This window comes from Bacillus sp. BS3(2021) (assembly GCF_021043345.1).
Classification (GTDB): domain Bacteria; phylum Bacillota; class Bacilli; order Bacillales; family Bacillaceae; genus Bacillus; species Bacillus paralicheniformis.
Genome location: NZ_JAJNDM010000007.1, coordinates 209,852 through 223,134 on the forward strand (window position 1 = coordinate 209,852; position 13,283 = coordinate 223,134).

A 13,283-nucleotide genomic window follows, 5' to 3' on the forward strand; every position below is an offset into this window, starting at 1 on the left:
TGACTACTTTAGTAACCACTTATTAAAAAGTGTATCAGCGGACTTGAAATAAATCAATACATCCAGCAAAATATGAGTGACAAAGGTAGCGACTCTTGTTGAAGCTGGAGGGCTTATGAAGGAAAACATATTAGACGTACTGAAAAACCTGAATTTCACCGAGTATGAGTCGAAAGCATACTTGGCGCTTTTGGAAGAATCGCCGCTGACAGGCTATGCGGTGGCAAAAAAATCGGGTGTTCCCCGGTCGAAAATATACGAAGTGCTGGAGAGCCTCGTGATCCGCGGCGATATCTTTGTCAGCTACGGCGGCACACCGCAGTACATCCCCGTTCCCGCCAAGGAACTGATTAAAAACCGGCGGCTGAAAGCGGAAGAGACTTTTGAACAGGCAGAAAAATATTTCGAGAAGTTTGAGCGCACTGCAAATGACCGGGAAAATATTTGGAACATCACCGGACGAAGCGAGATTATCGATAAAGTAAAGGCTTGTATATCATCAGCCGGAAAAAGGATTCTCCTCGAAATTTGGAAAGAGGATTTTCCTGAATTGGAGCCGGAACTCAAGCAGGCCGCAAAAAAAGGCGTCATCGTCACCATCATTGCGTACGGCGACATTGAAGCTGATTTCGCCAATGTCTATCTCCATGACAGCAGCACGCAAATTACAGAAGAGTACGACGGACGCTGGCTTGTATTCAGCGTCGACGATTCGGAAGTCGTGGCCGGCATTGTCTCGCACGGGAAAGACAGCCGCGCAGCCTGGACGATGCATGTAGGCTTGGTGATGCCGATTACCGAAGTGATGATTCATGATCTGTATCTGATGGAAATCATGAAGAAGCACAGAGAGGTATTGGAGGAAAGTTTCGGCGAAAACCTGATCCATTTGCGCCGAAAATTTTCGATTCATCCGGATTTCAAAAAGCATTATATGAAATAAAAGGCCCGCGCAAAGAAAGCGCGGGCCTTTTATAATTATGATCTTTCGGTTGCCTCCCAGCGGGATACTTCTTCCCTGACGAGCGGCGCCGTTTTTGTTCCAAAAAGTTCAATCGCCTTCATGACATCTTCGTGCGGCATCGAACCGACCGGAACGTGAAGCAAAAAGCGGGTGATCCCGACATTCTTGCGCAGGTGAATAATTTTTTCCGCCACCGTCTCGGGATCGCCTACATAGAGCGCCCCTTCAAAGCTTCTGGCTGCATCGAAGCTCGACCGGCTGTACGGCCCCCAGCCCCGCTCCCTCGCAAGTGTATTCATAGCCTGCTGGGTGGAAGGGAAAAACAGATCGGCGGCCGTCTCGGTATCCTCCGCAATAAAGCCGTGGGAATGGGAAGCGACTGTCAGCTTTGAGGCATCATGCCCTGCATGTTCCGCCGCTTTGTAATAAAGCTCAACAAGCGGGGCGAAATGCTGCGGACTCCCCCCGATAATCGCGAGAACCAGCGGCAGGCCGAGCAGGCCGGCGCGCACGACGGATTCCTGGTTTCCGCCGCTTCCGATCCATACAGGCAGCGGATTCTGAACAGGGCGCGGGTACACGCCTGTATTTTGAATAGCCGGACGATGTTTGCCGCTCCATGTGACCCTTTCCGACTTTTGCAGCTCGAGCAGCAGATCAAGCTTTTCTTCAAAGAGCTCATTATAATCATCTAAATCATATCCAAACAGCGGAAAGGATTCGATGAAAGACCCTCGGCCCGCCATGATTTCCGCCCTGCCGTTTGAAATCCCGTCGAGCGTCGCAAAATCCTGAAAAACACGGACGGGATCAGCCGACGACAGCACGGTGACCGCGCTCGTTAATCTGATGCGCTTCGTCTGTGCAGCCGCTGCGGCCAGGACGACGGCAGGAGAAGAAGCTGCGTAATCTTGACGATGATGCTCTCCAACTCCGAATACATCCAAGCCCACCTGATCGGCAAGGACGATCTCCTCCACTACTTCGCGCAGCCGCTCTGCATGGCTGATGGCTTTTCCGGTTTTGATATCAGGGGTCGTTTCTACAAAGGTGCTGATGCCTAATTCCATGTCGCTTTTCCTCCACATTGTTTCCTTTAATTATTCTGTACATCGTTGATTGATGTATGCCGTATTCTTTTCACCCGGCACTCACATTGTTATATATAGAATACGGCGGGCGTTCTGATCATGCAATTGATCCGACTTGTGAAACAGGATCAGCTTCTGCTCCATTTGTTTTCCAGCTTGGTCTGCCGGCAATCATGCCGGTCTGGTATTCATGCATTCACAAAGAAGATACCAGCTTACACAAGTTTCTGCCCGCAGTTCGGACAGAAGTTGGCTTCCCCCGTTTTCGTTCCACAGTTTGGACAGAAGTTCGGCTTTGTCCCTGCCTGCGGCGTGCTTTGGGGCGTTGGTGTCTGCGCCTGCTGATTTTGGTTCATCTGATTCATCATTTGGTTCGCTACGTTCATCCCCATCATCATGCCGGCCATATCGGATGCGGCACCACCGCCTGTCATCTTTCCTGACGCCATGCCGTCTGTCATGGAGATCTGCTGATATCTGTTCAGATCGCCAACCATGCCGTGGGAAGCGTTCTTCGTGATCATGTCCTGGATTTCTTTCGGATAATTGAAACTCATGATGTTAAAGCCTGTAACCGTCATGCCGTCGCTGACAATCTCCATATCAAGGTCTTCCTTGATCCCTTTTGCGATATCAAAGGCGTTGGCTTGAAGGTTGAACATATCTTTTCCTTCTTTTGTGATCCACTTCATCAAAAGCTGATCAAGGATAGATGTGATCCGTATTTTGATATCTTCCACAACATACTGATCTTTCACACCGGCAATTTTATCGATTAATGCGACATAATCATTCACCTTAAAATTAAATGTGCCGTTCGCTCTGATCGGCATGCCACCCGGTAGTCCTGCAGCCGGGATATTGATGGCATTCTTCGTCCCCCATTTGACGGTAAACTCCTTCGTATTGACAAACAGGACTTCGGCGCGCATCCCGCTGTTAAAGCCAAATTTAAAACCTTTTAAAGTAGATAAAAAAGGAATAATTTCAGATTCAATATCATAGTCGCCTTCATCTTGGAATATGCCTTCGATTTTTCCATTGTTTAAAAAGACGGCATCCTGACCGGGACGAATGATCAGCCGGCTCCCCTTTTTGATTTCGCGGTTGTTCCATTTGTAGAAAATCATATCATCGCGAAATTCATCCCACTCTACTACATTTGCAAATTGATTTTTAAAAAACACCATTGAGCTCTTCCTTTCCCTTTCTAAAAGCTTCCCCGGCTGCCGCTGTGCAAATGTCCTCCGCTCGTCGTTCCGCCGCCTGAGCTTTTATTATTGGACGGTTTTCTTTGTTTTGTGACGGTCGTTCTGATGTACTCGTCATTCTTTCTGATCACTCCGGATGTATCACCGTTCATATACGTATTTGCACTTACGGTCACTCTGCCGCCTGAATTGTATTTCATAATGGCGACGGCAATTCCCGCGATGACTGCTGACACAAGCAATTGAAACCATGTCTTAAAAAAGATGCTGTCCGCCCATGGTTTCTTCTCCATATCATCATACGCCGCCTTCATAAACATTTCGAATGCGGTCTCATAATGATTGTCAGATATATCCGGCGTGATTTTTTCTCTAATTTTGTCCAGTCTGGCGTCATTCAAATATTCTTCAGCCTTTTTAAAGCCGGCAAGATAGACTTCTCTATGCTCCATATCAACCGTTAACACGGCTGCATTTCCATGCTTTTTTTGATAGCCGGGCGCTTTTTCGTCATAGAAGTCCTGAGTAAATTTCTTCACATCGCGGCTATTCGTATCATGGGTCGTCACAATGATAAAGTCGGTTTCCCGTTCGGCGCCTAATTTAGCTGCCAGCGTCTCCAGCTTCTCGATTTCCTGTTTGGTCAGAAGCCCGGCTTCATCATAAACATACCGCTTCTGTTCAGAGGCTGCCGCACCGGAGGCTATAGGGATGAAGACAAGGAAAATCATACATAGGATCATTGCGCTTCTCAATAAATTTCTCATCATGCCCCGCCTCCCATCACAGCAGCGATGATTTTCCAGACCGCAAATATGGAGACAGCTAGTCCGCTAAACCACATCTTTTCTTTAAATGAGCTGATCGGCGGCTTGCCGACGACTTTTCCCGTTTGTCCGTTCATCGCAAAAATGTAATCCTTTTGTTTGTAGTTGTAATTGACCATCCAGACGGGCAAAAGCACATAAAAGCTTTTCATTTTTTGCGTATCGACGTGTTTCGTTTTCACATCGACGGAGCTGTATCCGGATAAGGTGGAATCGATATATGACTCGATGTAGCCGCTGATTTTGCTTTTCGCCCGCGGAAAAAGCTCTTCATCATCGTAATTATATTTTTCAGCGATGTAGCCTGCCAAATAGGCCGTTTTAAAATCTTTCAGCTGATCATACGGATAAGGCTCCAATTTGTCCATCAATTCATCGTTCATCTTTTCTGATGCATCCACCGGGACTTTGATGTAGTCGAGATTGATATCGCGAAACGCATCATAATGTTCGGTCTTCGTATAGATGTAGTCGCCCTGTGTATACCTATGTACCTTTGTGCAGCGGGCGCTGACCTGCACTTTGCTGTTTAAATCGTACATCCAGAAAGGAACGTACATGCCTGTGATGCTTTTAATCCGGTCCGCCGACATAAAGCCCTTTGGTGTTAACAGCCCTTTTCTGCACCACTTGCGAAACGCGTCTGCCGCTTCCTCTTTGCTGATCGTAAAAGGAATGACCTTTGCCGGGGCAAGGTTTCCGGACAGGCGGTCGGGGATCACAGCCGCTCCCCCGCAAAAGCTGCAGGAGGTAGCCGTCGTTTCTTTTTCAGTGATCAAAATAGCGCCGCAGTTTTGGCAATGATATTCTGTTGCTTCGTCTTCAGTAAATCTCGCTGTTTTTAATTCTTCCGGAATGTTTTCAATCTTGTCCTGTCTCCCGCAGCTCCGGCAGGCCAGCGTGCCGGATTCAGCGTCAAAGGCCATGTCATCCCCGCAGCCCGGACATTTATAAGAAATCACCATGTCTCTTAACCTCTCACTTTATTCATTTCAAATTGTTATGACTTTTGACCCGCCATTTTTGCTTTCAGTGCGGCAAGCGCATCATCCACACCAGAGGGGCTGTCATATTTAGCTTTCAGGTCTTCTACGTCATCTTGAGGAGCGGCGTTCAGTTCAGCCATCGCATTCGCTTCATCAAGCGCCCGGTTGGCCTTTTCTTCCATTCTGCCGAAAGCGGACATTGAATGGTTGGCATTCGCTGCAGATGCACCGAGTTTATTCATTCTTTCCTGTGTTTTCGCCGCTGTCCATTTCGCTTTGATCGCGGCCCGGCGCGCTTCAAGCTCTCCGATATCGGAAACAAGCTTATCGTGCATTTTTTTCATTTGAAGCGCATTGGATGACACCGTTTGTAATGCAGTTTCTAATTCGGACGCCTTCGTTTCCAGCACCGCTTTCTTTTCTAAAAATGTTCGGGCATCCGCCTCGCTGCCGGCTTCCAATGCCTTCATTGCATAGCGCTCAAGCTTGTCGATTTCCGCCCGGCAATCCGCCAGTTCTCTTTTTGCCCTTTGCTCGGCCGCCATGACAGACGCCGTTTCCGCCTTTACTTTGTTTAAGTCGCTGTTCAAGTTCCTGACGTACTGATCCACCATTTTTTCCGGGTCCTCCGCTTTATCAAGCAAAGCGTTAATATTGCTGGCCATAATGTCTTTGAACCTGCTTAATATACTCATCTAAAAACTCCTCCTCATAGTAAAATATACTTAGTTTAAATATACTATTTTTCCAGAGGAAAAGTTTCGGTTTTTTAATAAAAAATTGATATAATGGCAGTTTTTCGAGAAAAATTTTCAAACAAAAACAAAAATATTCAGACGGAATATTCTGATTTATATGTTGATTTATTTTTGATTTCGGAATAAAGTAATACTATATGAAAAACATTCGGAACAGCATGCAAGCTGGAACGGATGCAGGGTCGGTATCACCAGAAAATGACAGCGCTTACATATTCGCGTGACTCACGAAAGAAAAATCCAGCATTCAACGCATCAATCCGGCTTCTGTCAGAAAAGAATTCTGATTTGAAAGGGGAGCGAATCATGCCAGGGAGAAAAAAAGGCAGTTTGAAGTCGACGATCACGGTTGCCATGTCCAACTATTTGGAGGCGGGATCAATCGTCGCAGGGGCCGGCGGGCTTTCGTTATGGGTTGAATATTTAGGGTTGGACGACGCCCGGGTCGGGCTTCTCGGCGCCTTAAGCGCAAATGGTTTCGGCGCGGCGATCGGCGCTTTTCTCGGCGGTTTTTTAGTCGACCGTTACGGGAGAAAATTCATATACAAGTACGATCTATTAGTCTATATGCTTGGCGTTTTGCTGATTGCCGTGTCGTTTAATTTTCCGATGCTTTTAACCGGTTACATCGTGACGGGAATTGCGGTGGGCGCAGCGATTCCGGCTGCTTGGACTTATATTGCCGAGGAGGCGCCTGATCACGAACGCGCCGGACGCGTCGGCTGGGGGCAGCTGGCATGGTCGGTCGGACCGGCGCTTACGCTGCTGCTATCGGTTGCCTTGGCACCGCTCGGTTTGCTGGGAAGCCGGTTGATTTTTGCGCAATTATTCGTTGTCGCGGTCATCACGTGGATTTTGCAGCAGCAGATTCACGAATCGTCCATCTGGGAGGAGCAAAAGCGAAAAGAAGCTGAAGACAAAGCAAAAGGAGTTGCAGAAAAGGCATCGATCAAAGAGCTGTTGACCAACAAAGCGAACCTCCACGCCATGATTCTCCTTATCGGAATTTACGCGTTTTGGAACCTTGTTGCCGGAACAATGGGATATTTCATGCCGTATATTTATGAGACGGTCGGCGGTTTAACAGCGGCGCAAGCCAACCTGCTGCAGGCATTTTTATGGATTTTGACAGTGGCGTCCACATACTTCGTCTTTATCCGTCTCGGCGATAAAGTCAATCGGAAAACGCTTTTTGGCATAGGAGCAGCCATGGCAACCGCCGCATGGGTCATCCTCACCTTCGGTACGATGAACATCACGGAGCTTTTATTATTCGTATGCCTGTGGGGCATTTCTGCGGGATTTGGAGCGCAGGCGTTTTACGGGCTGTGGGCGGCAGAACTTTTTCATACGAAATACAGGGCGCTCGCGCAAGGCTTTATGTTCTTCATCGTCCGCATCGGCGTCGGGCTCATCTCATTGATCGTTCCTGCGATGATTACGGGATTGGGCTTTAAAACAGCCGGCGCCGTCATGATTGCATTTCTCGTCATTCATATGATCATCGGGCTCCGTATGGCGCCGGAAACGCGCGGCAAATCGCTTGAAGCCATTCAAAGCGAACGCTACCACCAAAGCGGCTGACCTGTGGTCAGCCGCTTGTTCTAAACCTGCAGGTTTGAGGCTGTCAACAGCTTCCTCTTCTCTGAATACGGGTCGTTTTCAATCGCGATCTCTTGATCAAAAATCAGCGTTTTCCGTGAATCTTCATCATAATCAGGCCAGCTGACATCATCGGTGCTCGGATTTCCGGAGCGGGCAAAAGACACCCAGGCAGCCTGGATCTGTTTAGCAAGCAGATGCGCTTCCTCCCCAGCCTTCGTACCTGTCAGCTGTTCCAAACTGTCCATATTGCCAAATACAAACGGAATCTCTAAGCCGTGCACCGCTTTGTTGAACGGCGGATGCTCCGAATCGGCATGCCAGTCAAACCGGTACATAAAGACAGATGCATGTTGTGATTGAGCCGAAGCGAACACAACGGACGGATGCCAAAAGACTAGATCTGTCATCATATCAACATGGCCTTTCAATGATCTCGGATACAGAGGCGCGGCGGCTTCAGCGGCCTCTTTTCCCATGTATTCTTCTAAAATCTCATTAATCTTCCTCTCAGGCAAAAGTTCCGAATCAGAGGCAAAAAACAAAGCGCCTTCATCGCGGTTTGTTCCGATTAATAGACCGATTCCTTTTGCCGCACCCTTCGCGACGGCGGCCTCCGGCTTCAGCGGGAGGGTTTTTTCGTCAAGTGCAGGCTGAAAGATCAATTCAAAAATATTTTCTCCCATTAAAGTACGCAGCTGATCGGCGGCTTGAAGAAGTTCTTGATCAGATACATCGCAAAGGCGCTCCAGATGATGTTGATCAATATCGAGAATCGTTAAGAATCTTTCTGTTGCGGCTTTCGCAAGCTTTTCAGACATTGTTGCGGACGCCCCGCTTTCCATAATGGCCTGTTGAAAAAGCCCCTTTGCTTTCGGCATCGCCAAGAGCGAAGCGATGCTCATCGATCCCGCCGATTCTCCAAATACCGTAATATGATGACGGTCTCCGCCAAAGAAAGCGATATTTTCTTTCACCCACTCAAGGGCCGCGATTTGATCCAAGAGGCCAAGGTTGCTTGTGTAGGAATCTTCAATTGCAGAAAGATGCAAAAAACCGAACGGACCGAGGCGATAATTGATGGTGACCACGATCACCTTTCCCTGCTTTGCGAGCTGAGTCCCGTCATAGAACGGTTCACTGCCAGCTCCGAGATAAAAAGCGCCCCCATGAATCCACACCATAACAGGCAGATCCCCATCCGCCTCTTCAGGTGCGTACACATTTAAATAAAGGCAATCCTCAGACTTTTCAACCCCCGTTGACTCACCAGGCAACCCCCTGTCAGGCTGCGGACAAACCGGACCAAATTGAAAAGCCTCCCGCTCACCTTCCCAGGCTTCCATTCGCTGCGGTTCCCGAAACCTTAACTTGCCGACGGGAGGTTTTGCGAAAGGTACGCCTTTAAAGATACGGACACCGTTTTCCGTTCTGCCTTTCAGCTTTCCAAAGCACGTTTGGACAGTCGTTTCATACATTTTATTCCACCCCTTTCAGTTTTCAATGATAATGGAATCGGACGATACCGTCTAATCGGAATACTTGCATTTTGGAAAATGAAGGGTCTAGTATAGGATCAGAAGAGATGTTCAACTTATTGTTTGAAAATTTGACGGAAAAGAGGGATTTCAATGAAACTGTCGGGACACACAGTACTGATCACAGGCGGCGCATCAGGAATCGGCTTTGCTTTTGCCGAACGATTTATGAAATCGGGAAATACGGTCATCGTCTGCGGGAGAAGGGAAAGCAAGTTGAAAGAAGCAAAGGAAAAATATCCGGAGCTGATCACGCGTATATGCGATGTAACCGATGAAACGGAACGACTGGCATTATTTGAATGGGTCAAAGAACGTCACCCTGGCGTAAACGTACTTGTGAATAATGCGGGTATACAGCAGCGCTACCACATTTTAAAAGCAGATGTCATAGACAATTGGGCTGACTACAAAAAAGAAATCACCGTCAACATGGAGGCACCGATCCACCTGGCCATGCTCTTTAGCCAATACTTTGCCAAAAAACCGGGGAAAACAGCGATCATCAATGTGACATCAGGCCTGGCGTTTACACCGATGGCGATCGCACCGATCTACTCATCGACAAAAGCCGCTCTCCATTCTTTTACGATGAGTTTAAGACATCAGCTTTCCGAGGCCGGCGTTGAGGTCATAGAGGTCGCTCCTCCCGCGGTCAATACAGATCTGGGCGGTGTCGGACTGCATGATTCCGGAGCTCCTTTGGATGAATTTGCCGATGAGATTTTTAAAGGGCTGGAAGAAGGCCGATTAGAAATCGGCTATGCCAGATCGGAAAAAGCCTTGCGGATGTCAAGAGATGAAATCGATGAAAGCGTCAGCCAAATGTACAGTTCTTTAAAACATTCCATCGAATAAAAGGAATGTTGGCATTGTCATTTCAATAGAGGTTGTTCCTTCCAGACGGCCGTTTTATCATAAAATGAGAAGGAGTGATCCAAATGCCGTTTATTCTCCAGCGCATTTATCAAGAAAACCAGCATGCAGAAGGACGCCGCATTTTAATCGACCTTGTGTGGCCGCGCGGCATTTCAAAAGAAAAAGCGAACCTTGACTGCTGGATGAAAGAAATCGCTCCAAGTCCTGATTTAAGAAAATGGTTCGGTCATGACCCGAAAAAATTCGAATCGTTTAAAGAAGCCTATCAAAATGAAATCAAACAACACCCTGAAAAACAGAGAAGCTTCAAGGAATTAAAAGAAATGGCTGCGGACGAAACCGTTATTCTGCTTTACGGTGCAAAGGATGAGCGCCATAACCATGCCGTCGTTCTTTATGAGATGCTGAACCGGCAAAGCCTTTGACCTTGAAACTTTTTTCAACGCTTTTCGTATGACAGATAAAGCAATATGCGAAAAGGATGGTAAACATGGAAATGAACCTGTTTTGGATCGGGCTTGGTTTAGCGGCTTTAGGCTATTTTATCGGTGACGGCTTGAAAAACTTTAAAAACCCAAAAGGGAGTTATTCAGGCTATCCCTATTTAGTCAAAGAAGGCGATTTACATTATTATTTAGGTTTAAGTAAAGTAGAAACGAAAGAAATGCTGAGTAAATATCCTGACATACCTAAAATTGAATTAAATGGCACAACCTATTATCCGTATCAGCATTTGATGGATTGGATGTTGTCCGCCGACCTTTATAAACAGTAAAGCGCAGCTTGAAGCTGCGCTCACTTTTATGATTCGAGTATTTCAACATAGCCTTCCGATCCGTTAATCCTGATCTTCTGTCCGTCTTTAATTTCTTTCGTCGCATGCTCAACCCCCACCACCGCCGGAAGCCCGTATTCCCGCGCAATGACGGCGCCATGTGTCATGAGGCCGCCCACTTCCGTCACCAAACCTTTGATTGAGACAAACAGCGGTGTCCAGCTCGGATCTGTAAAAGGCGTAACAAGGATATCCCCCTCTTCGATATCGGCTTCTTCCAATTTCGGAATCACTCTTGCCCTACCTTCGATGACTCCCGATGAAACAGGAACGCCCGCCAATGCTCCCGCCGGAATGTGGTCTCCCAGAACTTCTCCCGTGATGACCTCGCCTTCTGAAGTCATCATTCGCGGAGGCGTTAATTTTTCATAATGCTGATATTCTGCTTTTCTTTCCTCGATCTTCTTCACATCGAGACGATTAGCGCAAACGGCCTCTCTCAATTCATCAAAAGACAGATAATAAATATCCTCCTTCGCTTGAATCAGCTTCTTTCGCTGCAAAACGGCGGCTTCTTTCATCAACGCTTCCTTATATATAAAATAGCGTTTGATCAGAGCATATTTGGGATATTCCCGATAACCGATAAAATTCCGCAAAACGCTGATCATCTTCTTTGTCTTTTTTGCCTTTTGTCTGCCTCCCTTTAGTTGTTGCAGACGGCTTAACAGATCCCTCTCCTTTTGCTCCGCTTCCAATCGCCCCTGTTCAAACTTGACCGTTCGCGCACCAGGTTCAAAGTTTTTGATGTTGCTCAAAATCACTGGAGCAAGAATGGAAGGGCGTTCGCTCCAGCGCGTCTTGGTCATATCGATCTCACCGGTGCAGCGCATGCCGTATTTCTCAAGGAATGCCCGCAATGCGCTGATAAAAGCGGGACCGCCGTCAAGCTGTTTGAGATCTTCGAAAAAGGTTTCATCATTGGCATGCGCTAAATATTTCTGAACCTCGGGGTATCCTCTGGCAGCATCGGAAACATCCAAAAGCGCCAATCCCATTTCAGATGTGACATTGTGCAATACCGATTGAGAAAGGGTATCGGCGACATTTTTTTCGCCAAGCCATTTCTCCATTTTTCGATTGAGCCAGTATACCGCATATAAACCAACCATAATCACAGCCATGCTCTCTGAATCATAGAGAACTTTTTTCAAGTTTTTTTGATCCTCTTCTATCTGTGCAAATAACGTTTCACCCGATGCATTTTTCAATCGCTGTTCAGCCTCATGAATGGATGCTTCCGCTTTGGACATGAGCCGGTTGACTACACCTGTGTCGTTTTTCCGGTAAATCTTCAGCGCATGACCAGGCAGCGACCATGACAGCCCCTCAGCCCCTAATCTAAACATCCGCTTCCCTTTAGGCAGGGTTTTGACAAGCTCCTTTCTTTTCAAAAAATTCACAAGAGCGCTATGCATGAAAGGATCATTTTTCCCCGCCGTGCTGAGGACGACTTTCCGACCAGCAAAAGATGCCAAATCGTGTGATAAATCAATAAAAAGCCTTCCGCCGGCACAGGTCAGCTCATAACCCGAGATCAACCCGAAAAACGATATCCCAAGCGGATTGATCGGCTCTGTCATCATTTGCTGATGCCCGACAGACATATAGACGCGCAGCTTGTCATCGCTCTGTTTCGGGAGAGGAAACAATGTCGTTACAGGCCTGCTCTGGACAAAGAAAAATTCGCCATCAGCCAGACACCATTCAATATCCTGCGGAAAACCGAAATGAGCTTCGATTCTCCTTCCCAGTGCTTCAAGCTGTATGATCTGTTCATCTGTTAATGTTTGCTTTTTCCGGCGTTCCGCTTCGACTTCGCGCGCCTCAGTGCCGCCGCTTTCCAAAGAATAGACTGCCGTCTTTTTCTCGGAAATCGTTTTTTGAACGATCTCTCCTTCGCGAACCTTGTAGTTGTCTGCCGAAACCATACCAGATACAAGCGCCTCCCCCAAAGCAAAGCTCGCATCAATCGAGGTGACCTTCCGGTTGGATGTAACGGGATCTGCCGTAAACATTATGCCGGACGCCTCCGAAAACACCATCTGCTGGATGACGACCGATAATTGAACTTTACGGTGGTCAAAACCGTTTTGAATCCGGTAGATCACGGCCCGCTCTGTAAACAATGAAGCCCAGCATTTGCTGATATGCTTCAAGATCGCCTCTATTCCTTTTATATTTAAATACGTATCTTGCTGCCCGGCGAAAGAGGCATGAGGCAAATCTTCCGCTGTAGCGCTTGATCGGACGGCATATGCACCGCCGCCAGCATTTGAGTGAGCGCTTTTAACCGCTTCTTTGATCTCTTCGGCGATTTCGGCCCTTTCAATACCATTGCGGATCTGGAGGGCGAGTTCGTTAATCTGCTCTCGATCGATCACTTTCAAAAGTGACAGCTGATCAATCAGTTCACTGACTCTGCCGTTTTCGCCGATCATCCTTTCATATGCCTTTGTGGTTACACAAAAGCCGTGAGGCACTTGAATGCCGCCCATTTTCGACAATTCGCCCAAGTTCATCCCTTTCCCCCCGACAAGCGGCAAATCGGCTCGATCGACCTCATGAAAGCCCAATACATAGCGTCCCATC

General features: G+C 47.5%; 12 protein-coding genes. 5 read left to right on the forward strand and 7 right to left on the reverse strand.

Annotation, left to right across the window (positions count from 1 at the left end; all coding sequences use genetic code 11):
- Positions 1 to 115 precede the first annotated feature (115 nt).
- Positions 116 to 943 carry a TrmB family transcriptional regulator gene (locus tag LQ247_RS16695; RefSeq protein WP_020450386.1) on the forward strand — a complete coding sequence of 276 codons (828 nt, stop codon included), beginning with the start codon at positions 116 to 118 and terminating at the stop codon, positions 941 to 943.
- A 35-nt stretch (positions 944 to 978) separates the two neighbouring features.
- Here the strand turns inward: LQ247_RS16695 and LQ247_RS16700 are convergent, their stop codons facing one another.
- From LQ247_RS16700 to LQ247_RS16720, 5 genes are all read right to left on the reverse strand, one after another.
- Entirely contained in the window at positions 979 to 2,034 is a 1,056-nt protein-coding gene (locus tag LQ247_RS16700; protein WP_020450385.1) for an LLM class flavin-dependent oxidoreductase, read from the reverse strand.
- A 236-nt stretch (positions 2,035 to 2,270) separates the two neighbouring features.
- On the reverse strand, positions 2,271 to 3,245 hold the full coding sequence (locus LQ247_RS16705; RefSeq protein WP_103750426.1) for an SPFH domain-containing protein: 975 nt from the start codon (positions 3,243 to 3,245) through the stop codon (positions 2,271 to 2,273).
- Positions 3,246 to 3,265: 20 nt separating this feature from the next.
- Entirely contained in the window at positions 3,266 to 4,033 is a 768-nt protein-coding gene (locus LQ247_RS16710; RefSeq protein ID WP_231006326.1) for a TPM domain-containing protein, read from the reverse strand.
- Complete coding sequence (locus tag LQ247_RS16715; protein ID WP_020450382.1) at positions 4,033 to 5,058, reverse strand: TFIIB-type zinc ribbon-containing protein; 1,026 nt, start codon at positions 5,056 to 5,058, stop codon at positions 4,033 to 4,035. Before LQ247_RS16715 ends, LQ247_RS16710 begins: the two co-directional genes overlap by 1 nt.
- Positions 5,059 to 5,093: 35 nt before the next feature.
- Entirely contained in the window at positions 5,094 to 5,774 is a 681-nt protein-coding gene (locus tag LQ247_RS16720) for a PspA/IM30 family protein (RefSeq protein WP_035337092.1), read from the reverse strand.
- Positions 5,775 to 6,143: 369 nt separating this feature from the next.
- Here LQ247_RS16720 and LQ247_RS16725 point away from each other — a divergent pair, with 369 nt between their 5' ends.
- Positions 6,144 to 7,421 (forward strand): MFS transporter, encoded by a 1,278-nt coding sequence (locus LQ247_RS16725; protein ID WP_020450380.1) that lies wholly within the window; start codon positions 6,144 to 6,146, stop codon positions 7,419 to 7,421.
- A 20-nt stretch (positions 7,422 to 7,441) separates the two neighbouring features.
- Here LQ247_RS16725 and LQ247_RS16730 read toward each other — a convergent pair whose 3' ends face one another.
- On the reverse strand, positions 7,442 to 8,917 hold the full coding sequence (locus tag LQ247_RS16730) for a carboxylesterase/lipase family protein (RefSeq protein WP_231006311.1): 1,476 nt from the start codon (positions 8,915 to 8,917) through the stop codon (positions 7,442 to 7,444).
- 153 nt (positions 8,918 to 9,070) lie between these two features.
- Between LQ247_RS16730 and LQ247_RS16735 the strand changes: the two genes are divergently transcribed.
- From LQ247_RS16735 to LQ247_RS16745, 3 genes are all read left to right on the forward strand, one after another.
- A complete protein-coding gene (locus tag LQ247_RS16735) occupies positions 9,071 to 9,835 on the forward strand; it encodes an SDR family oxidoreductase (protein WP_035337097.1) in 765 nt (254 codons plus the stop codon).
- A gap of 83 nt (positions 9,836 to 9,918) precedes the next feature.
- On the forward strand, positions 9,919 to 10,281 hold the full coding sequence (locus tag LQ247_RS16740) for a DUF488 domain-containing protein (protein ID WP_020450377.1): 363 nt from the start codon (positions 9,919 to 9,921) through the stop codon (positions 10,279 to 10,281).
- A 65-nt stretch (positions 10,282 to 10,346) separates the two neighbouring features.
- The gene (locus tag LQ247_RS16745) at positions 10,347 to 10,631 is read left to right on the forward strand and encodes a hypothetical protein (protein WP_020450376.1); all 285 of its coding nucleotides are present in this window, start codon (positions 10,347 to 10,349) and stop codon (positions 10,629 to 10,631) included.
- 26 nt (positions 10,632 to 10,657) lie between these two features.
- Here LQ247_RS16745 and ppsA read toward each other — a convergent pair whose 3' ends face one another.
- A complete protein-coding gene (gene ppsA / locus LQ247_RS16750; protein ID WP_231006313.1) occupies positions 10,658 to 13,282 on the reverse strand; it encodes a phosphoenolpyruvate synthase in 2,625 nt (874 codons plus the stop codon).
- Position 13,283: the final 1 nt, after the last annotated feature.

Coding starts and splice junctions, on each gene's coding strand:
- LQ247_RS16695 (WP_020450386.1), top strand. CDS start 116: ATGAAGGAAAACATATTAGACGTACTGAAAAACCTGAATTTCACCGAG.
- LQ247_RS16700 (WP_020450385.1), bottom strand. CDS start 2,034: ATGGAATTAGGCATCAGCACCTTTGTAGAAACGACCCCTGATATCAAA.
- LQ247_RS16705 (WP_103750426.1), bottom strand. CDS start 3,245: ATGGTGTTTTTTAAAAATCAATTTGCAAATGTAGTAGAGTGGGATGAA.
- LQ247_RS16710 (WP_231006326.1), bottom strand. CDS start 4,033: ATGAGAAATTTATTGAGAAGCGCAATGATCCTATGTATGATTTTCCTT.
- LQ247_RS16715 (WP_020450382.1), bottom strand. CDS start 5,058: ATGGTGATTTCTTATAAATGTCCGGGCTGCGGGGATGACATGGCCTTT.
- LQ247_RS16720 (WP_035337092.1), bottom strand. CDS start 5,774: ATGAGTATATTAAGCAGGTTCAAAGACATTATGGCCAGCAATATTAAC.
- LQ247_RS16725 (WP_020450380.1), top strand. CDS start 6,144: ATGCCAGGGAGAAAAAAAGGCAGTTTGAAGTCGACGATCACGGTTGCC.
- LQ247_RS16730 (WP_231006311.1), bottom strand. CDS start 8,917: ATGTATGAAACGACTGTCCAAACGTGCTTTGGAAAGCTGAAAGGCAGA.
- LQ247_RS16735 (WP_035337097.1), top strand. CDS start 9,071: ATGAAACTGTCGGGACACACAGTACTGATCACAGGCGGCGCATCAGGA.
- LQ247_RS16740 (WP_020450377.1), top strand. CDS start 9,919: ATGCCGTTTATTCTCCAGCGCATTTATCAAGAAAACCAGCATGCAGAA.
- LQ247_RS16745 (WP_020450376.1), top strand. CDS start 10,347: ATGGAAATGAACCTGTTTTGGATCGGGCTTGGTTTAGCGGCTTTAGGC.
- ppsA (WP_231006313.1), bottom strand. CDS start 13,282: ATGGGACGCTATGTATTGGGCTTTCATGAGGTCGATCGAGCCGATTTG.